The organism is Williamsia limnetica (assembly GCF_003217475.1).
Taxonomy (GTDB): domain Bacteria; phylum Actinomycetota; class Actinomycetes; order Mycobacteriales; family Mycobacteriaceae; genus Williamsia; species Williamsia limnetica.
In genome coordinates this window covers 60,439-80,482 of the sequence record NZ_QJSP01000004.1, presented here as the reverse complement: position 1 = coordinate 80,482, position 20,044 = coordinate 60,439, and the positions used below count along the sequence as shown (strand labels likewise).

Below are 20,044 nucleotides of genomic sequence, written 5' to 3'. Positions count from 1 at the left end.
GTGTCCGTATATCTGGCGCGTTTGCGAATCAGATCGAACGGCGCATCATCGAATAGGTGTGCAGCAGGACCGCGACCGCCTGCTCTTCGGCGGCGGACCCGCCCAGCAACCCGGCCTCGTGGACCCGGCGCAGCCGCTGGTCGAGTTCGGCGGCGACGACGCCCCGGTCCGCCCCGGCGGGCAGCCCGATCCGGCCCGTGATGCCGGAACCCACGAGTACCTGCCTGAGTTCACCGACCCAGGGCGACTCGGGGTCGGTGCGGGTCAGCGAGTGCAGTGCCTTGAACTCAGCCATCGTGTGCGCCTGTGGGGTCTGACGCACCTGTCGCAGGATCGATCGGATCCTGCCGCCTGCAGGGTGCGTCAGAGCGAGGTGCTCGATCTGCGTGCAGGTCGAAACGGCTCTGGTGATCAACACGGATCTGGTCAGGTTGACGTCGATGTTGTGGCGCAGCTCGTCCACGCCCGAGCGCTGCTGAAGCCAGGCGTTGACCGCGTGGGCGCCCTGGGATGCGACGGCCCGTGCGTGGCGTAGTCCGTACTCGCCCAGCAGATCGAGCAGCCGGTCACGTTCGGCCGCGGTGCCGATCGACGGTGTTTGCGCCTCGAGCCAGAGCTCGAGGTGCATGTCGGACAGACCCGCCAACGCAGCGAGTGCGTCGGCATCGGCTTCGGTGAACTGTCCGGTCTGTGCCGTCTGCGCGAGTAGTCCGGCGACGGGCTGCACAGTCAGCAGCGCGGCAGACATCGCTCCGGCGATCTTCTCGGACTGGGCGCGTGCTTGCACGAGCGGGTCGTCGTCGCCAAAGGCGCCCTCGCCGAGCGTGTCCGCCTTCGCCAGAGCGCCGATCGTGTTCACGGCGGAGAAACCGAGATCGTGGAGGAACTCCACCTCGTCGGCCCGTGGGGTCGCGTCGAACAGGAAGATCGCGGCATCGGCATTCACCGACGCATCCCGGGTCTGGCCGTACCCATCGATCAGCGCACGTCTGGTCGCCTGTTCGTTGCCCGTGGTGATGGTCGCCAGACCAGGGGTGTCGATCAGCACCATGCTCCGGAGCAGCCGGCTGGGCAGGAAGCGATCGAGATAGGCCACTTCATCTGTGGGGCAGTCGAGTTCGGTGGCGCGGCCGTCGGTGAGGCGGACGCTGTGCCGGGCACCGCCGATCTTGACGACCTCAGCCCGCGATGGTGCGCCATCTTGGTAGACCGCAACCACCTTGGTGCATTCGGTGGCTGCGGTGTCGGCGACCCGATCTCCGATGAGGGCATTGACCAGGGTCGATTTGCCCGCCTTCACGCGCCCGACCACCACGACTCGGGGAGGGGCCCAGAGTGCGTCCCTGATCTGCGCGGTACTGCGGGCCAGAGGGCGGTCGATCCGGGCTATCTCGGCAAGCGCGCCGGTCAGCTGATCACGCAGGGCGTGGGGCCGGGTCCGCCGGGTGGGCTGGCTCACCGAGGGGGCTCCGGGGCGTCGAGGACGGGATCCTTGCCCAACGACAGCGGCCCGTGGGACCGGGCGTCTGCTGTGAGGCCGGTGATCGCGGCGTCGAGTTGCTCGATGATGGAGACGATCTCGGCCAGTCTCCTGCTGAGTCCTCGGATCCGCTTGTCGCGGGTCACCTTGTCCTCTTTCGCTGCCTCGGCCCCGGCGTTGATCTGATCGGTGATCACGTCGGTCTGAGCGCGCAGATGCCGGCGGTAGGCCACGACGATCTCGGGACGCGCGGTCGCGACGGTCCGATCGATCACGCGCAACGTCGATTTGTTGGCCAGGGACAGGGTTTCTCGCAGCCAGGTGATCAGGTGCTGCCGACCGTTGCGCATGGCCCGGTAACCGAGATTGACCGACAACCAGACCCCGCCGGCGACGAGACCGATGGGTAACACCGCGGCCATTGCAAGGCTGCCGAAGATGGCGCCGCCGACCATGCCGCCGGTCAGCAGGTTGGCACCCATGAAGCCCATCATCAGGGCGCTGGGATCGACGACGTCTTTCCATCGGCGTTGCACTTCAGGGGAATTGATGTCTTCGGCGACCATCGCGGCGGCCACGGCGTCCATGATGTCCTCCCAGTGCTCGTCATCGTCGAACAGTCGGGAGACGATGTCGTGCAGCGACGCGGAGAAGCTCTCGAACGCGCGCGCCGTCGCGGCCTGCAGGTCCGACATGATGGCGGCGGTGAACACCTGCGGTTGCTTGCGCAGGATCCGCCAGCCCTCGCCGTTGATGCGCTCGCTCCAGTCCTCTTTGATCTTGTTGAAATCGGTATCGAGCACCGAGACCGCACGCTGGCGGGCCAGGGTGATGTCGCGAGAGAGGTGTTGATCCCACTCGGTCCCGTGCTCACGCAGTGCCTTGAGCGCCGCCTTCTTCTCGGCCAGGTCGTCGAGGGCTGACGAGTTGCCCTGCACCACTGCGATTTCCGTCTCGAGTCGTTCCCTCATCCGGTGCATACCGCTGTGACACACCTGAAGTCCGTCGAGCATCGGGGCGATCTCGGCATTCTCCAGGAGCGCGTCGATGGCATCTCGCAGCGCGGGAATGCCCGAGGCGGTGAGGATCTCCTCACGCAGGTCATCCGGTTGCTCGAGCGCGGTCAACGCCCGGACGCCCGACACCCCGATCACCTCGACCGTACGGCCGAGCCTGCTGCGCACGATCGAGCGGTTCTCCTCGGCGATGGTGCGCCAGTGGCGGCGGTTCTTGTCGATCTTCGTCATCGCGACGACCACCGACCCGGACGTCTCGGTCGCGGTCCGCAAGAACTCGATCTCAGGCGCCGTCAGTGGCGCTGCGCTGTCGCAGACCATCACGATGGCGCCGGCCCGGCGCGCGGCGGTCAGCGCGAGCCGGGCATGCCGCGGGTCGAGACCGCCCGCGCCGGGGGTGTCCACCAACGTCAGACCTGGCAGGTGCAGCGCGTCGACCGCGACAACGGCTTCGGTGGGCAGTGCCTGCACGGTCGGATCCTGGACGTGTCGCCCGTCCATCGTCACCCAGTCGGACAACTCTGCTGCCTCGATGACCTCGGTGGAGTCGGGGTAGACCAGCCGGGCCGACCCCGCGGGCAAGGTGTCGTCCGGCGGTGCGAACCAGACGCTGGCACTGGTCGTGATGTCGACACCCACCGGTGCCAGGTCGGGCGTGCCGATGAGCGCGTTGACCAACGTGCTCTTGCCCCGCTTGACCTCACCGACGAAGACGATGGCGCCCGCGGTGTCGGCGGCGTGGAACCGGGCATCGGCCAGGTCCGCTGCCTTGGCCTGGCCGAACTTGCGGAGCGTTGCGGACGCGGTGGCGAGCGCTTGCGCCGCATCGGCGGTGGCACCTGCGGTCACTTCTCCCTCTCAGGGTCAGTCGATGGAACGGTTTCGCTGCCGATTACTCTGCCGCATCCCCTGCCATCTGCGACATTTATCGAGTGACTGACATGAGCGAGCGCGAACTCGTCCTGCGGAGCCAAGAGGGCGACCGAGCAGCGTTCGGAGAACTCGTCACCCGTAACCGTGATCAGATCTGGGCGATCTGTCTACGGATCACCGCCAACAAGTACGACGCAGAGGATGCGCTGCAGGACGCGCTGATCGCCGGCTGGCAGAACATCGGCAAGTTTCGTGGTGATTCGAAGTTCACGAGCTGGATGTACCGGATCGCGTCCAACGCCGCGCTCGGTGTCATCCGCAAGCGCCTGGACACCTCCGCCGACGGGCCTCCCGAGTTCGAGTCGAACGCACCCCGGATCGATGCCCAGGTCACCGATGTGGCGCGGGTACGGGCCGCGCTGAGCGCTCTGCCGATCGAATTCCGGGAAGCGATCGTGCTCCGCGAGTTCGGTGACCTCTCGTATCAGGAAATCGCAGACCAGCAGGGGGTGGGCGTGCAAACTGTGAAAAGCCGGATCAACCGGGCTCGCGCCAAACTGCTGGAGATTCTGCAAGATGCCTGACGACATACCCGTCGCGCTCGATGTCATACCTCCCACCGCCGACCCGGCCGATGCGCTGATCCGCTTCGCGTTCGGCCTTGATGCCGGTGACAAGGAGATCCTGGAATCGGCCTTCACCGAGGACATCCTGTTCGACGTCAGCCGGGTCGGCGACGAACAGAGTGGATTCCCCGCCATCGAGGGCCGGGAGTCGGTGGTGGGCATGCTGCTGATGTCCATGGGCCCACTGGACACGATGCATGCGCTGTCGAACTTCCGCGTTCACGTCGACGGCGACACCGCGCGACTCAACTGCTACGCCATGGCCCAGCACTACCGGCCTGGCGAAGGGCCCTCCAGGACGACGACCGACCAGGTGATGATGGGCAACAAATACGACGCCGTGCTGGTGCGCGACGGTCAGACCTGGCGGATCAAGCGCCTGACCATCGTCACCATCTGGTCCCAGGGCAACCCCGACGTCCTGATCGACCACCTCCGCTGACCTCCGGCTCCCGAATTTGGTGGGTTCTGGCGAGTAAAGCCCCAGGTCAAGGCCGCCACAACCCACCAAAATCGGGGATCAGATGTCGATGTCGTCGGCGGGTGCGTAGTCGTCGCCGGTGTGGTCGGTGTAGTCGGTGGTGTCCGAGTCGCTGGTATCCAGCTCGCCCGAGTCATCGAATGCATCCTCGAGATCACCGCCGAGAAGGTCATCTCCGTCACCATCGGAGTCGGTGGCGCTGTCGGAGTCGTCGGGGATCAGCTCGTCGAGTCCGGCACCTGCGTAGTCGAATGCGGCTTCGAGGGTCTGGTCGAAGACCGCCGGGTCGACCTGGTCCTCGGCACCGATCTGCGAAAAGATCGAGTCGAGCTGGTCATCGGGGCTGGTCACGGTACGTCTCCTCCGGTTGGTGGTCGTCTGCACCGTGGGTGCGACGAGTGTTTGTCAATCATTGGAGTCTCGGGCACCGGCAAATGTTCCCCGGTGCCTGCCACCAATCTCTACCGGGGGATCACCGATCTCTACAGGGGGATCACCGATCTCTACAGGGGGATCACAATGCTCCCTGGTGGGTCGGACCCCACTCACGGGTCGGTTACCCTGAACACCCGTGACCCCCGACATTTCCGCTCCGGATTCTTCTGGCCCTGAAAACACGTCTGACTGGGACCTCATTGTCGTCGGTTCAGGCTTCTACGGTCTGACGATCGCCGAACGAGCAGCAAACGAGCTCGGCAAGCGGGTCCTGGTCATCGACCGGCGCAGCCATCTGGGCGGTAACGCGTACTCCGAGGCCGAGCCCACCACCGGGATCGAGATCCACAAGTACGGAGCGCACCTGTTCCACACCTCCAACAAGAAGGTGTGGGACTACGTCAACAAATTCACCGACTTCACCGGATACCAGCACCGGGTGTTCGCGATGTACCAGGGCCAGGCCTATCAGTTCCCCATGGGCCTCGGACTGGTGTCGCAGTTCTTCGGTCGCTACTTCACCCCGGACGAGGCCCGCGCGCTCATCGCCGAGCAGGCCAGCGAGATCGACACCGACTCGGCGTCGAACCTGGAGGAGAAGGCGATCAGCCTCATCGGCCGCCCGTTGTACGAGGCGTTCGTCAAGCACTACACCGCCAAGCAGTGGCAGACCGACCCCACCGAGCTCCCCGCAGCGAACATCGCGCGATTGCCGGTCCGCTACACCTTCGACAATCGCTACTTCAACGACACCTACGAGGGTCTGCCCACGGACGGCTACACGGCGTGGCTGGAGAACATGGCGAAGAGCGACCTGATCGAGGTGCGCCTGGACACCGACTGGTTCGATGTCCGCGACGATCTGCGGGCGCAGAGCCCGGATGCGCCGGTGGTCTACACCGGCCCTCTCGACCGGTACTTCGACTACGCCGAGGGTGAACTCGGCTGGCGCACGCTCGATTTCGAGACAGAGGTACTCGAGACCGGCGACTTCCAGGGCACCCCGGTGATGAACTACAACGATGCCGACGTGCCGTACACGCGGATCCACGAGTTCCGGCACTTTCACCCCGAGCGCACGTACCCGACCGACAAGACCGTGATCATGCGCGAGTTCAGCCGATTCGCCGAGAGCGGCGACGAGCCGTATTACCCCATCAACACCCCGGAAGACCGGCAGAAACTGAATGCCTACCGGGCTCGCGCCAAGGCTGAAGCCGCCTCGAACAAGGTCATTTTCGGCGGTCGGCTGGGCACCTACCAGTACCTCGACATGCACATGGCCATCGCCAGCGCACTCACCACCTACGAGAACACGCTGGCGCCGCACCTGCAGTCCGGTGCTCCGCTCGCCGAAGCTGGATCGGAGTAGACGTGACGGTGTCGACAGCGGCCGAGCAGTCGCAGAACCCGCAGACCTTCGACGCGGCCAAGACGCTGCTGCAGCGGGTGATCCTGCCCCGCCAGGGTGAGCCGCTCGATGTGCGGTCGCTCTATCTCGTGGAGTCCGAGTCCAATTCGCGCCGTGCTCACGCCCCGACGCGGACTTCGGTGCTGCTCGGCGCGGAGTCCGAGGTCAGTTTCCTGACGTATTTCAACGCTTTCGCGGCGTCCTACTGGCGGCGCTGGAGCATCCTGAAGTCCGTTGTCCTGCGCATCGAAGTGGTGGGCGCATGCCGCGTCGACGTCTATCGGTCGAAGATCGACGGATCCCGTATCGCGGTGGACGGCAATCTCGTCCCGACCGACGAAAGCGGCAGGGGCGTCATCGAATTCGAGGTCGGGCTGGAGCCGTTCGAGGACGGTGGCTGGATCTGGTTCGACATCACGACAGACACCGATGTGGAGGTCGTCTCCGCGGGCTGGTACGCCCCGATCGATGCGCCCAGCGGCCCCGAGACCAAGCGCGTCACGGTCGGCATCCCGACCTTCAACCGTCCCACGGACGCCGTGAACGCTCTACGGGCCCTGACCTCCGATCCGCTCGTCGACGAGGTCATCGATGCCGTGATGATGCCCGATCAGGGCACCAAACTTGTCACGGACGAACCCGGATTCGCCGAAGCCGCTGCCGCCCTGGGTGATCGCCTGCACATGTTCAAGCAGGGCAACCTCGGTGGATCCGGTGGCTACTCGCGGATCATGTACGAGGCGCTCAAACAGACCGACAGCCCCTACGTCCTCTACATGGACGACGACATCAGCATCGAACCGGACTCCATCTTGCGGGCGCTGGCCATGTCTCGCTTCGCCAAAGCTCCGATGCTCGTCGGTGGTCAGATGCTGAACCTGCAGGACCGCAGTCATCTGCACTGCATGGGCGAGGTCATCGACCACAACAACTTCATGTGGACGGCCGCACCGTTCGTCGAGTACGACCACGATTTCGCCGAATACCCACTCCGCGACCGCGAGAACTCGAAGAACCTGCACCGGCGCATCGACGTCGAGGGCAACGGCTGGTGGATGTGCATGATCCCACGGGTGGCCGCGGAGCAGATCGGGTTGCCACTGCCACTGTTCATCAAATGGGACGACTGGGAGTACGCCCTGCGTGCGGGCAAAGCCGGCTACCCGACCGCCACGATCCCCGGCATCGCGATCTGGCACATGGCCTGGAGCGACAAGGACGACGCCATCGACTGGCAGGCCTACTTCCACCTGCGCAACCGCCTGGTGGTCGCGTCCCTCCACCACGACGGCCCGCTCGGTCCGATCCTGCAGTCGATCGGCAAGGCAACGGCCAAACACCTTCTCTGCCTCGAATACTCGACTGTGGCGATTCAGAACGAGGCCATCCGGGACTTTCTGGCGGGCCCGGACCACATCCGAGACCTGCTACCCACGGCCCTGCCCAAGATCGCGGCGATGCGCAAGCAGTACCCGGATGCGGTCGTTCTGCCCTCGGCCACCGAGCTGCCCCGGACATCCGGTGAGGCAACGCATCTCGGGGTGAACATCCCCGCAAATCCGATCAGCAAGATCAGGGCACTGGGAGCCGCGGTGGTGAACAACCTGCGGCCGGCGGACCCGTGCCACCACGAGGTGCCGCAGGCGAACTACCCGCCCATCGAGGCGCGCTGGTTCAGCCTCGGCCGCGTCGACGGGGTCACCGTCACCACCGCCGACGGCCGTGGTGTGGTGTACCGGCAACGTGATCGTGACAAGATGATCGCCTTGGCGAAGGAATCCGCAGCGCTGGTCAAAGAACTGCGGGCTCGTTTTCCCGAACTCCGTGAAACGTATCGGTCCGCACACACTGAGCTGACCAGTAAAGAAAGCTGGGAGCGTGTCTTCGGAATCGATTGAGATCTCGTCGGTTGACCTCGGCCCACTCGATGGTGAGGCGCGCCTGCTCGTCGCGATCCAGAACGCTCTTGTAAACCGGCCCGGCGCCATCGCCGCGGCACGGGGCCTCTCGCACTTCGGGGAGCACTCGCTCGGCTGGCTCGGGCTCGCCGCCATCGGTACCGCCGCGGCACACGTGCGCGGGGACGAGGCGAACCGCAGGCAGTGGGTCGCCGCCGGCGTGGGCGCGTTCGGAGCACACGCCGCGTCCGTGGTCATCAAACGGATCGTGCGCCGCCGCCGACCACACGACCCGCGTATCGCGATCGGGGTGGGCACGCCCAGCAAGCTGAGCTTCCCCTCGAGTCATGCGACCTCGACCACCGCCGCCGCGATCCTCATCGGTCGCGCCGCGGGATTGCCTCCCGCAGCCTTGCCCATGGCGCTGGTGCCCCCGATGTTGCTGTCCCGGCTCGTGCTGGGTGTGCACTACCCGTCCGACGTGATCGGTGGCGCCCTGATCGGAGCCACCTGTGCAGCCGCGGTCACTGCGGGTGAAAGACTGACGAGAACTGAGAACTGAGGGAGTGCAGTGAGCGAGGAGCCGATCGAGCACGAGGTCGTGCGCGGCCCGCCCAAGAATCTGGCAACGGGTTTGATCAAGGCGGTCAGGCCCCGGCAGTGGGTCAAGAACCTGTTGGTGCTGGCAGCGCCGATGGCGGCCGGTGCTGTCGACGAACCGGATGTGCTCTGGCGTACAGGTGTCGCCTTCGTGGCGTTCTGCCTGATCGCGTCATGCGTTTATCTGGTGAACGACGCGCTCGACGTCGAAGCCGACCGCAACCACCCGACGAAACGGTTCCGGCCGATCGCCGCGGGGGTGGTTCCCAGGTCACTGGCGTTTGTGCTGGCCGCGGTGCTCGGGATCGCCTCGCTCGGTATCTCTTTCCTGGCCAACTGGCAGCTCGCCGTCGTCATCGCGGTCTACCTGGCCATCCAGCTCGGCTACTGCTTCGGGCTCAAGCACGAGCCGGTCATCGACATCTGCATCGTCTCGTCCGGGTTCCTGCTGCGCGCCATCGCGGGCGGCGTCGCGGCCGAGTTGCCCGAAGGACTCTCGAAATGGTTCCTGCTCGTCATGACCTTCGGGTCGCTGTTCATGGCAGCGGGCAAGCGTTATGCGGAGCTGCAGCTCGCTGAACGCACCGGTGCCAAGATCCGCAAGAGTCTCGAGTACTACACGACGACGTACCTGCGTTTCGTCTGGACACTGTCCGCGACAGCGGTCGTGCTCTGTTACGGGATGTGGGCGTTCGACACAGATGGTGGACACAACGAGAACGTCTGGTACGCCCTGTCGATGGTGCCGTTCACCGTCGCAATCCTTCGCTACGCCGTCGACGTCGACGGTGGTCAAGCCGGAGAACCCGAAGAAATCGCGCTCGGTGACCGTGTTCTCCAGCTGCTCGCCATCGCCTGGTTAGTATGCGTTGGTGTCGCGGTCTATGCCATCAGCTAAGAAGGGCTGGCCATCAGCTGAGAAGGGCTGGCCATCAGCGCAACCGCAGGTGTTCGGCCGCACGATCAACCCGGCCACCATCTCCCTGTGGATCAGCGCCGTCGTCGTCGGCGCCATCTTCGGTTACGGTGCCTGGCAGCGTCGCTGGATTGCCGATGACGGCCTGATCGTCCTCCGTACGGTGCGGAACCTGTTGGCCGGTAACGGTCCGGTGTTCAACGAAGGCGAACGCGTCGAGGCGAACACCTCGACCCTGTGGACCTACCTGATCTGGTTCTGGAGCTGGGTCACCGATGCCCAGACCGAGTACGTGGTGCTGTGGATCGCGCTGGTGCTGTCGATAGCCGCGGTCCCGCTGGCGATGTACGGCACCGGCCGCCTCTACCGCATCGGCCGGGGGCGGGGACCGATCAACCCCGGTTGGATGCTGCTGCTGCCACTCGGCGCGCTCGTCTACATCGCGCTACCGCCTGCGCGGGATTTCGCGACCAGCGGGCTCGAGACCTCGATGTGCATTTTTTGGGCCGCGTTGCTGTGGTGTCAGCTGATCGCCTGGAGTCAGCGCGATCAGGCTGCCGCCGCGTGGGGCCGCAAGCAGGTGGTGACCACCTTGTTGCTCGGCTTCACCGCAGGCCTGTCCCCGTTGATCCGTCCGGAGTTGACCCTGGTCGGTGGTTTGGCTCTGCTGCTGGTCTTCTGCAGTCCGATGAGCTGGAAGATGCGTGTCGCGTTCGCGGCCGTCGCGGCGGTGGTGCCGGTCGGCTATCAGATCTTCCGGATGGGTTACTACGCCCTGCTGGTGCCCAACACGGCCGTCGCCAAGGACGCGTCGGGATCGAAGTTCGATCAGGGGCTGACGTACCTGGGCAACATGTTCAGCCCGTACTTCCTGATCCTGCCGCTGATCATCGCGGTGATCGCGGCAGGCCTCACCTGGTTTCTGCGCAGCCGTGCGGCGGACCAGGACGCGGCTGTGGACCTCGTCAAGCACGACGGTGACGCGAACGCGACCTGGCGTACGCGTGCGGGTTCCATCAGCCGCAGGCTGCAGAGCCCCGCCGCGGTGGTGACCTTGATCGTCGTCTGCGGATTCCTGGAGTCGTTCTATTGGGTACGCCAGGGCGGCGACTTCATGCATGCACGCGTGCTGCTCGTGCCGCTGTTCCTGTTGATGCTGCCGGTGATGGTGATCCCTGTGGCCCTGCCCGCCGGGTTCGGGCGACGGCGCAGCGACAGCGACGACGCGCAGGACGTACGTCCGCTGGTGGTGGGCTGGGCCGGGACCGTGGTCATGGCGGGCCTGTGGATCACCACCGTCGTGTGGGCGATCTCGACCTCACACGTCGCCGGCATGAAGAACGGCACCGAGATCGGTCGCGGCGGAATCGTCGACGAGCGCCGCTACTACATCCAGAACATCGGCATCGAGCACCCGATCACCGCCGAGGACTACCTCAATTACCCGCGGATCCGGGCGATGGTCGCGTCGATCAACAAGCATCAGGACACGGGCGGGGTGCTGTTGCCCTCACCCAACTACGACGAGTGGTACTTCGATCCGCTGCCGGTGCCGCCTCCGCCGGGTGTGAACAAGCAGATCACCGTCTACTACCTGAACCTCGGGATGACGAGCATGAATGCCTCCCTTGATGTGCGGGTCATCGATCAGATGGGTTTGGCGTACCCGATCGCAGCACATTCGGACCGCCTCCCGGACGGCCGGATCGGGCATGACAAGGATCTCGATGCCGAATGGGTGATCGCGGAGTCGGGCGCGTATCCGCGAACTCCGGTCCTTCCGCCCTTCCTCAGCGCCGACGGGGTGCGTCAGGCGCAGGTGGCGCTGACGTGCAAGCCGACAGAGGATCTGATCGCGTCGTACACGGCGCCCTGGACCTTCGCGCGCTTCAAGCACAACCTGAGGCAGGCCGCGGGGTTCACGTCCTACCGGATCGATCGCGTGCCGGAGTACGAGCTGGAGCGATGCAAGTTGCCCATGCCCGCTCCGGTCTATCCGAACTAGTAATGTCGCAACGGGATTCGAAGTGAGCGTGACGCTCAGTCACCTGAGCACACGCGCACGGTTTCCTGAGAAAAACCTGATAACTTTGCGACGCAGTGCAGGTCTGTCCGTCGCGTCGGCCGGTCCGCAACACGCAAGGTCTCAAATGTGTAACGCGGCGTTTTGCAGGCGCGATACGTATGGGGAAGAACGATTTGGGCAGGTCACGAGGGCGTCGTGGAGCGCAGTGTGACCGATCACAGGGTTTGTCAGACCGGTGCCTATCTAATAGGCTCCGAGCGTTGCCAACGGGCGGCACCCTGCGTCCGTGAGGCTGTGTGACACCTGAGGATTTTGGTGTCCTCGTGGCCAGAGTTATTTGCAGAACTGCAGTCCGGGCCGTTGCCGCTGGATAGAGAGAGAGTTGTATTCGATGCGCGTACGCACACCGTTTGGGCGAGTGGGGTTCGGTAAGCGACTTGTCGCTTCCGTCGCCGCACTGGCGACCATTGCCGGCATCGGCGTTGTTGCCGGTACAGGCACCGCCAGCGCCTGGGGCACCGGCACCGGGTTCCAGCAGTTCCGAGTGGACGGCTGCGGGATGCCGGGCGGGGTCAAGGTCCGGTCGTGGAGCAAGCCCGGCAACTACAAGACCGTCGTCATGCTCGACGGCCTGCGCGCGACGAACGATGTCAGCGGCTGGGAGCACGAGACCAACGTCCAGAACATGGTCGATCGCGGCGTCAACGTCGTGATGCCCGTCGGTGGTGCCGCGAGTTTCTACAGCGACTGGAATGCGCCGAGCAACTTCAACGGCCAGACCTACACCTACAAGTGGAACTGCGTCATCGCGAACACGCTGCCGCAGGCGCTGTACGCCCGCAACATGGTTCCCAGCGGCAAGCTGGCGATCGCCGGCATCTCGATGGGTGGCAACGCCGCGCTCGTGGTGGCTGCGAACAACAAGCGGTACTACTCGCACGCGTTCTCCATGTCCGGTTACCTGAACCTGTCGGCTCCCGGTATGAAGTCGGCCATCCGCGTCGCTCTGCTCGACGCCGACGGAGGCCCGTGGAACTCCGACAGCATGTGGGGCCCGCCGTGGAGCACCCGCTGGTACGACAATGATCCGTTCGTGCAGATCACCAAGATGCACGATCTGAAGGTTCGCGTGGCATCGGGCAGCGGTATCCCCGGTGGCTACAACCAGAACGAAAACCTGGTCAGCATCGTCCAGGGCGTGCCGCTCGAGACGCTGTCGCTTGCTCAGACCCGCGCGTTCGAGGTCCAGGCCTTCGTCAACCGCGTGCAGCTGACCACCGACTACCCGTTCGCCGGTACCCACAAGTGGGGCTACTGGCAGGACATGATGTGGCGAGCTCTCCAGCAGGGTTGGTTCCGCTGATCTGTCCCCTGTGACCCTCTAGTCACAAAATTCACACCTGTCACAGGTGTGGCAACCTCACAACAGGACGCTCTACGTGTAGACAACACGTAGAGCGTTCTGTTTTTGGTTCGGTTCCCCAGGGAGCCTGCTGGGTGTGACTTGAGGAGTAGATCTACATGCGGAAGCAATTTGTGCGCGGTGCGCTCGGACTGATGGCCGGCGCGGTATCGGTGTGCACGGTGCTCGGCGTGACGACGCCCGCCCTGGCCGCACCCGTGGTCCCCGCCCCGCAGGCCCCCGCGTTCAGCGCCCCGGCCGCGGTGCCAGGGGTCAAGATCACCAACACCTTCTGGTACTCCGACCGTCGGGTCGCGATGTGGGTCTATTCACCCGCGATGGGCACCAACATCCAGGTGCAGGTGCTGCTGGCCCGCGACTGGAACTATCGTCCCGCGAACAAGTTCCCGCAGATGTACATGCTCGACGGTCTGCGCGCACAGGACGACCAGAACGGCTGGATCCTCAACACCAACATCGAGGACTTCTACAAGGACAAGAACGTCAACGTGGTCTTGCCCGTCGGTGGCGAGTCGAGTTTCTACACCGACTGGGCCGAGCCCGACAACGGCAAGAACTACCAGTGGGAGACGTTCCTGACGAAGGAACTGCCGCCTCTGATGGAGAGCCAGTGGCGGTCGACCGAAGTGCGTGGTGTCGAAGGACTGTCGATGGGTGGCAGCGCCGCGATGATGCTCTCGGCCCGCAATCCCGGCTTCTTCAAGTTCGCCGCATCCTTCTCGGGCATCCTGCAGCTGAGCTCGTTCGGCATGCCGCAGGCAATCCAGTTCGCGCAGAACGACGCGGGTGGCTACGACTCGGCGAAGATGTTCGGTCCGCCGACCGCGGCGGCGTGGAAAGAGCACGATCCCTACGTGCTGGCCGACAAACTGCGGGGGACGAGCCTGTACGTGTCCTCCGGCAACGGCCTGGTAGGCCAGTACGACACCCCGTCCACCATCCCGGGTCTCGCCACCAACTACGCGGGTGTCGGCCTCGAGGTCCTCTCCCGGGTGACATCGCAGCAGTTCGCGAGCCGCCTGAACCAGCTCGGAGTGCGCGCGCAGGCCGTCTACCGGGCGTCGGGCACACATACGTGGCCGTACTGGCAGTTCGAGATGGAGCAGGCCTGGCCGCAGGCGGCAGGAGCCCTCGGGCTCGCGGCCGACAAGCCGGCGTGTGCCACGGGCGGCGCCATCGCGCCCGTCTACAAGGCGAACAAATCGCTCGGTGAATGCCTCACGCCGGAGTACGACGTGCCCGGTGGTCGCGCCCAGGACTTCCGTAACGGCCGCATCATCTGGTCGGCCAAGACCGGCGCGCAGGTCGTCGGTGGCGCCATCGGCGGCTCCTACGTGGCCGCGGGCGGGCCCGGCGGTTGGCTCGGATTCCCGACCAGCGGTGAGCTCGCGACGCCGGACAAGGCCGGTCGCTTGAACAAGTTCCAGAACGGCAACATCTACTGGACCCGGACGACGGGCGCGCACCCGGTCGGTGGCGCGATCCTCGTGGACTGGGGCAAGAGCGGTTACGAACGTGGCCCGCTGAAGTACCCGACAGGCGACGAGCACAACACGCCCGGCGACAAGGGCCGCGTGCAGGACTTCCAGGTCGGCTCGTACTACTGGAACCCCACCAACGGGGCACATTCGGTGCAGGGCAAGATCTTCGAGAAGTACGCGACGCTCGGATACGAGGGTGGCTGGCTCGGATTCCCGAAGACCAACGAGGTCGGTCTCGCCCGCGGCGGCAAGCTCACTGCCTTCGACGGCGGCAACATCTACTGGACCGCGGCCAAGGGTGCCTACGCAATCGCTCCCGGTCCGATCTTCGACGCCTGGGGCAAAGCCGGTTACGAGAACGGCAAGCTCGGCTATCCGATCAGCGACGCGCAAGAGATCACCGGGGGAACCCGCGTGCTCTTCGAGCGCGGTGTGATCGAGGTCGTGAACGGCGTCGTCACCGTCAAGTAAATCCTCAGGTCGCTTCGGTAGCCTTGCGGGCATTCGAGAACTCACCGGTTCTCCGAGCCGGGCGGGGCTTCACCCTGCCCGACATCTCTGTGATGCGTGAGAAAAGGACGTGACATGACAGGCTCCACCCTCCGGGTTCTCACCGCCGGGGCCGCGCTGCTGATGACCGCGGCGCTCGCCACCGGTTGCGGTGACGATTCGACGGCCTCCGCGCCGACCGATGTGGTCAGCTCCACCACCAGCGCGCCGAGCACCACCAGCGCCACGAGCAGCAAAGCCGCTCCATCGAGCAGCGCCGCGACCTCGACCGAGGCAAGCAGCGACGGTCAGCCCGACGACACCGAGGGGCTGCCCGCGACCGGGCCCGCCCCGGCCGACGTCCCCGAAGGCGTCGAGTCGGACAACAAGACCGAGGCGTACCTCGCGGAGTTGAAGAAGCAGGGCGTGAGCGTTCCCAACGACCCCGACAACGCGATCGCGTTGAGCGCGGCCCAGGCCGTCTGCAACGGCAAGGAGCAGGGCGCGAGCACCGACGACATCAAGATCTTCGTGGTGCCGCTCGTGGGATCGGGAACCACCGATGAGGCCAAAGCCAATGCCGACGCCGACAAGGTGATCAAGGCAGCCGAGTCGAAGTACTGCTGACGCCCCGAGATGAGCGCCAAGAAGAGAAATAAAGGACGATTGCTCCTGTTCGCGATCCTCGGTCTGGGGATCCTGAGCATCATCGCGATCATTCTCGTCGTGATCTTGATCATCAGTCTGTTCAAGCCGGAGCCCGACGGTCCCACCGGTCCGCCCGATACTCCGTCGAGTTCGGCCCCACGGCCGACCGCCCAGCCGGCGGACTGCCCCGACGTACAGGTGATCGTCGTGCCCGGTACCTGGGAATCGGCCAGCGACGACGACCCGTACAACCCGACGGCCAACCCGAACTCGTTGATGCTCAAGGTGTCCGCGCCGCTCGCGAACGAGTTCGACAGCTCCCGTGCCGACGTCTACACGGTGCCCTACGTGGCGCAGTTCAAGAACCCGACCAACTTGGCCGACCGGCAGGTCGACTACAACACCTCGCGTGCCGCGGGCACCAACGCGACCAGGGCGAAGATCGCCGAGGTCAATCAGAGGTGCCCGCTGACCGGTTTCGTGCTGACAGGGTTCTCGCAGGGTGCGGTCATCGCCGGGGACATCGCTGGTGAGATCGGTAACGGCCGTGGTCCGGTGTCGCAAGATCTGGTGCTGGGGGTCGGGCTGATCGCGGACGGCCGCAGGCAACCGAACCAGGTCGGGAACGCCGGCCCCAACCCGCCGGGGGTCGGGGCGGAGATCGCTCTCGACATCCTGCCGATCCCGGGGATCAATCTGACCGGGCCGCGTCCGGGTGGGTTCGGTGAGCTGACCGACCGTGCCTATTCTCTTTGTGCGCCAGGCGATCTGATCTGCGATGCGCCGACGATCGCGAATCCGGTCGAGGGTCTGACCAAACTCATGGGCGCGATCAACAACCCGGTGCACGCGATGTACAACACCACGCGTTACTGGAGTGACAACGGAGCGCCGGCGACCGTCTGGATGACGGACTGGGCCCGAGGCGTGATCGACAAGGCGCCGTTCCCCAAGCACGAATGATCGCATTTTGCCCGGCCCGGGTCCGGAAGTAACCTTGTCCCGGCTAACCCCTGGCTGACCGGGACACCGGGTGGACCGGACCCCCAGTCCGGCCTGCGACGGTGCCGGGTGACCTTTGTGAAACAGGAGACCTGAGATGACGTCAGCGAATGCCGATTCGGGCCTGCGCAAGTTCCGATTCGGGGCGGGTGGCGAAGGCAACCGCGACGAAGGTGGCGCCCGCAAGTTCGTCAAACTCGCGCAGACCGCCGAGGAGTACGGTTTCGACACCTTCGCGGTGCCCGACCACCTCGGCAATCAGGTCGGACCCCTCGCTGCGCTCGGCGCGCTGAGTCAGGCGACGGACAAGATCCGGCTGGCCACCTCCGTCCTCGCGAACGGCTACCGCCACCCGGCGCTGCTGGCCAAAGAGGCCACGACCATCGACGTGCTGTCGAAGGGGCGCCTGGAACTCGGCATCGGCGCGGGGTGGATGAAGGAAGAGTTCGACAAGGCCGGCATCGAGTTCGAGTCCCCGGGTGCGCGGATCAGGCGCCTGGATGAATCGCTGACGATCCTCGACGGCCTGCTGCGTGGCGAAGAGGTCAACTTCGACGGTGAGTTCTACACCATCAAAGGCCTCGTCGGCAGTCCGCGACCCCGGCAGGGACCACGGCCGCCGATCGCGGTCGGCGGCGGCGGACCCAAGATGCTGGCACTGGCCGCCAAGCACGCCGACATCATCTCTGTGGCCACGGGCACCACGGCCGAGGGCAAGCTGCGGCTGTCGGACATGACGATGGAGAAGACCATCGAGCGGGTCGATCGGATCCGCGAGGCCGCCGGTGACCGGTTCGCCGAGATCGAACTGAACTGGACGATCGCCACCATCGTCGTCACCGACGACCGGGAGGCCACCGCGGAGATGGCCCTGGCCGCACTCGACCAGGGGTACCCCCCGAACATCGCGATGGACGTCAAACTCTCCGTGGAGGACATCCTGCAGTCGCCGTACCTCGCGTTCGGATCGTTCGAGCAGATCGCCGACCAGATCCGTGAGGTCCGGCGCCGGACCACGATGTCGTACGTGGGCATTTTCCCCACGCAGATGGACGCGTTCGCACCGGTCATCCCGCTGCTCAAGGGGGAGTAGCCATAATTTGTGCCATGGTGGCGTAGGTTGGCCCTCGGCGCGGATGACCGTCGACGGTGACCACCTGGCAAAAAGAGAGTTACTGACCGGTAGTATGTTGACGATTTGGCTCGGGCATGGACGTGGCTGCGAGTCTTATTTGGCTTGATAAGAAGAATAAGGAACGCTGAGAGGTCGAGGCGTCTATAGAACCGGTGACCACACGTATTTCGGCAGGTGTCGGAGTCGCTATCAGGAGTGCGAATGAACAACGAGTTTGACCAGTTTTTGGATGAGGACGGCAATCTGTTCTTCACCGAAGACGCAACCCTGGTCGACTACGTCGAGCGCAACGTCGCGGAGCAGGCGGACACCCTGGCTTACCGGTTCATGGACTACAGCCGCGAACGCGACGGTGAGGCCATAGACCTGACGTGGTCCCAGTTCGGCAAGCGGCTGCGTGCCATCGCGGCCCGGCTGCAGCAGGTCACCGAACCGGGCGACCGGGTGGCGATCCTGGCGCCGCAGTCGCTGGAGTACGTCATCGGCTTCTTCGCGTCGCTGTATGCGGGCAACATCGCCGTTCCGCTGTTCTCCCCGGACGAACCCGGCCACACCGACCGGTTGACCGCGGTGCTCGCCGATTGCAAGCCGAGCGCGATCCTGACGTCGACCAAGTCGGCCGAGGCCGTTCGTGACTTCTTCAAGCCGCTGCCTGCCAAGGAACGCCCCCGCGTCATCGCCGTCGACGCCGTCCCCGATTCCGTCGGTGAGACCTGGGTTCGTCCGACGCCGAAACTCCACGACACCGCGTACCTGCAGTACACCTCGGGTTCGACCCGCGTCCCGGCCGGCGTGGTGATCACGTTCGAATCGGTGGCGGCCAATGCCCTGCAGATGATCGACGCGATCGAGTTCGACCACAACTCTCGCGGGGTGACCTGGCTACCGATGTTCCATGACATGGGATTGCTGACCGTCATCCTGCCCGCCCTCGGCGGCAAATACATCACCATCATGAGCCCGCAGGCCTTCGTACGCAGGCCCGGCCGGTGGATCAAGGAACTCGCGGCCCAGGCCGACGGGACCGAGACGTTCGCGGCAGCACCGAACTTCGCCTTCGAACACGCGGCCGTGCGCGGCCTCCCGAAAGAAGGCGAACACCTCGACCTGAGCAACGTCATCGGCCTGATCAACGGTAGTGAGCCGGTCACGGTCAGTTCGATGAAGAAGTTCAACGATGCGTTCGGCCCCTACGGTCTGCCGAAGACGTCGATCAAGCCGTCGTACGGCATGGCCGAGGCAACGCTGTTCGTCTCCTCGACCAAGCGCGACAACGAGGCGAAGATTGTCTACGTCGACCGCGAAGAGCTGAACGCCGGCACGTTCAAGATCGTCGACCAGGATGCCCCCGGAGCGGTGGCGCAGGTGTCGTGCGGTCAGGTCTCGGTGAGCCAGTGGGCGGTCATCGCGGATTCTGAGACCGGTGCAGAGCGCCCCGACGGTCACGTCGGCGAGATCTGGCTGAACGGTATGAACATCGGCCACGGCTACTGGGGACGTCCGGAGGAGACCGAGGAGACGTTCAACAACACCCTCGTCACCCCGCTCGACGAAGGCAGCCACAGTGTGGGCGCGCCGAAGAACGGCAAGTGGATGAAGACCGGCGACTACGGCGTCTGGCTCGACGGTGAGCTCTACATCACCGGCCGCGTCAAAGACCTGGTGATCGTCGACGGCCGCAATCACTACCCGCAGGATCTCGAGTTCTCCGCGCAGGAAGCGAGCCCCGCGCTGCGTCCGGGCTTCGTCGCCGCATTCGCCGTCCCGGCCAACGAGCTTCCCGAGGTCGTGTTCGAGAACTCGGCCAGCGGTCTGAAGTTCGATGCCGACGACGCGTCGGAGCAGCTGGTGATCGTGGCCGAACGCGGACCGGGCAAGAAGGTCGATCCGCAGGAAGTGGCCGACACGGTCCGCGCGTCGGTGGCGCAGCGGCATGGCGTGATGGCCCGCGACGTACTGATGGTCCCGGCCGGATCGATCCCGCGTACCTCCAGCGGGAAGATCGCCAGGCGGGCGTGCAAGGCGGCGTACATCGACGGAACCCTGCGTGGTGGATACCAGCAGACCGCGTTCCCCGATGCGCCGAACGAGAATCAATAGTCTG

At 65.1% G+C, this 20,044-nt stretch carries 16 protein-coding genes; 13 read left to right on the top strand and 3 right to left on the bottom strand.

The window, feature by feature from the left end; translation table 11 throughout:
* Window positions 1-28: 28 nt before the first annotated feature.
* Together DFR67_RS30205 and DFR67_RS07675 are read right to left on the bottom strand one after the other, a co-directional pair.
* Window positions 29-1,459 (bottom strand): dynamin family protein, encoded by a 1,431-nt coding sequence (locus DFR67_RS30205; protein ID WP_158539921.1) that lies wholly within the window; start codon window positions 1,457-1,459, stop codon window positions 29-31.
* The gene (locus tag DFR67_RS07675; RefSeq protein WP_110468905.1) at window positions 1,456-3,345 is read right to left on the bottom strand and encodes a dynamin family protein; all 1,890 of its coding nucleotides are present in this window, start codon (window positions 3,343-3,345) and stop codon (window positions 1,456-1,458) included. Before DFR67_RS07675 ends, DFR67_RS30205 begins: the two co-directional genes overlap by 4 nt.
* 92 nt (window positions 3,346-3,437) lie before the next feature.
* On the opposite strand from DFR67_RS07675, the gene DFR67_RS07670 reads away from it, so the two are divergent.
* Entirely contained in the window at window positions 3,438-3,953 is a 516-nt protein-coding gene (locus tag DFR67_RS07670) for an RNA polymerase sigma factor (RefSeq protein ID WP_110468903.1), read from the top strand.
* Complete coding sequence (locus tag DFR67_RS07665; protein ID WP_110468901.1) at window positions 3,946-4,437, top strand: nuclear transport factor 2 family protein; 492 nt, start codon at window positions 3,946-3,948, stop codon at window positions 4,435-4,437. Before DFR67_RS07670 ends, DFR67_RS07665 begins: the two co-directional genes overlap by 8 nt.
* A gap of 78 nt (window positions 4,438-4,515) precedes the next feature.
* On the opposite strand, the gene DFR67_RS07660 is transcribed toward DFR67_RS07665, so the two are convergent.
* The gene (locus DFR67_RS07660; RefSeq protein ID WP_110468900.1) at window positions 4,516-4,827 is read right to left on the bottom strand and encodes a hypothetical protein; all 312 of its coding nucleotides are present in this window, start codon (window positions 4,825-4,827) and stop codon (window positions 4,516-4,518) included.
* A gap of 220 nt (window positions 4,828-5,047) precedes the next feature.
* On the opposite strand from DFR67_RS07660, the gene glf reads away from it, so the two are divergent.
* The 11 genes from glf (at window position 5,048) to fadD32 (ending at window position 20,040) form a co-directional block, all read left to right on the top strand.
* Window positions 5,048-6,283, top strand: a complete 1,236-nt coding sequence (glf, locus tag DFR67_RS07655; RefSeq protein WP_245937807.1) for a UDP-galactopyranose mutase — start codon at window positions 5,048-5,050, stop codon at window positions 6,281-6,283.
* A gap of 2 nt (window positions 6,284-6,285) precedes the next feature.
* Complete coding sequence (locus DFR67_RS07650; protein WP_110468898.1) at window positions 6,286-8,220, top strand: glycosyltransferase; 1,935 nt, start codon at window positions 6,286-6,288, stop codon at window positions 8,218-8,220.
* Window positions 8,201-8,782: a phosphatase PAP2 family protein gene (locus tag DFR67_RS07645; RefSeq protein WP_110468896.1), complete on the top strand. Its 582-nt coding sequence runs from the start codon at window positions 8,201-8,203 to the stop codon at window positions 8,780-8,782. Before DFR67_RS07650 ends, DFR67_RS07645 begins: the two co-directional genes overlap by 20 nt.
* A 9-nt stretch (window positions 8,783-8,791) precedes the next feature.
* A complete protein-coding gene (locus DFR67_RS07640; protein WP_110468894.1) occupies window positions 8,792-9,718 on the top strand; it encodes a decaprenyl-phosphate phosphoribosyltransferase in 927 nt (308 codons plus the stop codon).
* Window positions 9,705-11,741, top strand: a complete 2,037-nt coding sequence (locus DFR67_RS07635) for an arabinofuranosyltransferase AftB family protein (protein ID WP_110468893.1) — start codon at window positions 9,705-9,707, stop codon at window positions 11,739-11,741. Before DFR67_RS07640 ends, DFR67_RS07635 begins: the two co-directional genes overlap by 14 nt.
* A 412-nt stretch (window positions 11,742-12,153) precedes the next feature.
* Window positions 12,154-13,125, top strand: coding sequence for an alpha/beta hydrolase (locus tag DFR67_RS07630; protein ID WP_110468891.1), 972 nt, complete (start codon window positions 12,154-12,156; stop codon window positions 13,123-13,125).
* A gap of 158 nt (window positions 13,126-13,283) precedes the next feature.
* Entirely contained in the window at window positions 13,284-15,137 is a 1,854-nt protein-coding gene (locus tag DFR67_RS07625) for an alpha/beta hydrolase-fold protein (RefSeq protein WP_110468889.1), read from the top strand.
* Between the two features lie 114 nt (window positions 15,138-15,251).
* Window positions 15,252-15,782: a DUF732 domain-containing protein gene (locus DFR67_RS07620; RefSeq protein WP_110468887.1), complete on the top strand. Its 531-nt coding sequence runs from the start codon at window positions 15,252-15,254 to the stop codon at window positions 15,780-15,782.
* Window positions 15,783-15,791: 9 nt separating this feature from the next.
* Window positions 15,792-16,766: a cutinase family protein gene (locus DFR67_RS07615; protein ID WP_110468885.1), complete on the top strand. Its 975-nt coding sequence runs from the start codon at window positions 15,792-15,794 to the stop codon at window positions 16,764-16,766.
* A gap of 136 nt (window positions 16,767-16,902) precedes the next feature.
* Window positions 16,903-17,898: an LLM class F420-dependent oxidoreductase gene (locus tag DFR67_RS07610; RefSeq protein WP_110468882.1), complete on the top strand. Its 996-nt coding sequence runs from the start codon at window positions 16,903-16,905 to the stop codon at window positions 17,896-17,898.
* Window positions 17,899-18,141: 243 nt separating this feature from the next.
* A complete protein-coding gene (fadD32, locus tag DFR67_RS07605) occupies window positions 18,142-20,040 on the top strand; it encodes a long-chain-fatty-acid--AMP ligase FadD32 (protein ID WP_110468880.1) in 1,899 nt (632 codons plus the stop codon).
* The last annotated feature ends 4 nt before the right edge of the window (window positions 20,041-20,044 follow it).

Bases quoted from the DNA above. Each gene is read 5' to 3' on its own strand.
- DFR67_RS07670 (WP_110468903.1), top strand. From the start codon at position 3,438: ATGAGCGAGCGCGAACTCGTCCTGCGGAGCCAAGAGGGCGACCGAGCA.
- DFR67_RS07665 (WP_110468901.1), top strand. From the start codon at position 3,946: ATGCCTGACGACATACCCGTCGCGCTCGATGTCATACCTCCCACCGCC.
- DFR67_RS07635 (WP_110468893.1), top strand. From the start codon at position 9,705: ATGCCATCAGCTAAGAAGGGCTGGCCATCAGCTGAGAAGGGCTGGCCA.
- DFR67_RS07630 (WP_110468891.1), top strand. From the start codon at position 12,154: ATGCGCGTACGCACACCGTTTGGGCGAGTGGGGTTCGGTAAGCGACTT.
- DFR67_RS07625 (WP_110468889.1), top strand. From the start codon at position 13,284: ATGCGGAAGCAATTTGTGCGCGGTGCGCTCGGACTGATGGCCGGCGCG.
- DFR67_RS07620 (WP_110468887.1), top strand. From the start codon at position 15,252: ATGACAGGCTCCACCCTCCGGGTTCTCACCGCCGGGGCCGCGCTGCTG.
- DFR67_RS07615 (WP_110468885.1), top strand. From the start codon at position 15,792: ATGAGCGCCAAGAAGAGAAATAAAGGACGATTGCTCCTGTTCGCGATC.
- DFR67_RS07610 (WP_110468882.1), top strand. From the start codon at position 16,903: ATGACGTCAGCGAATGCCGATTCGGGCCTGCGCAAGTTCCGATTCGGG.
- fadD32 (WP_110468880.1), top strand. From the start codon at position 18,142: ATGAACAACGAGTTTGACCAGTTTTTGGATGAGGACGGCAATCTGTTC.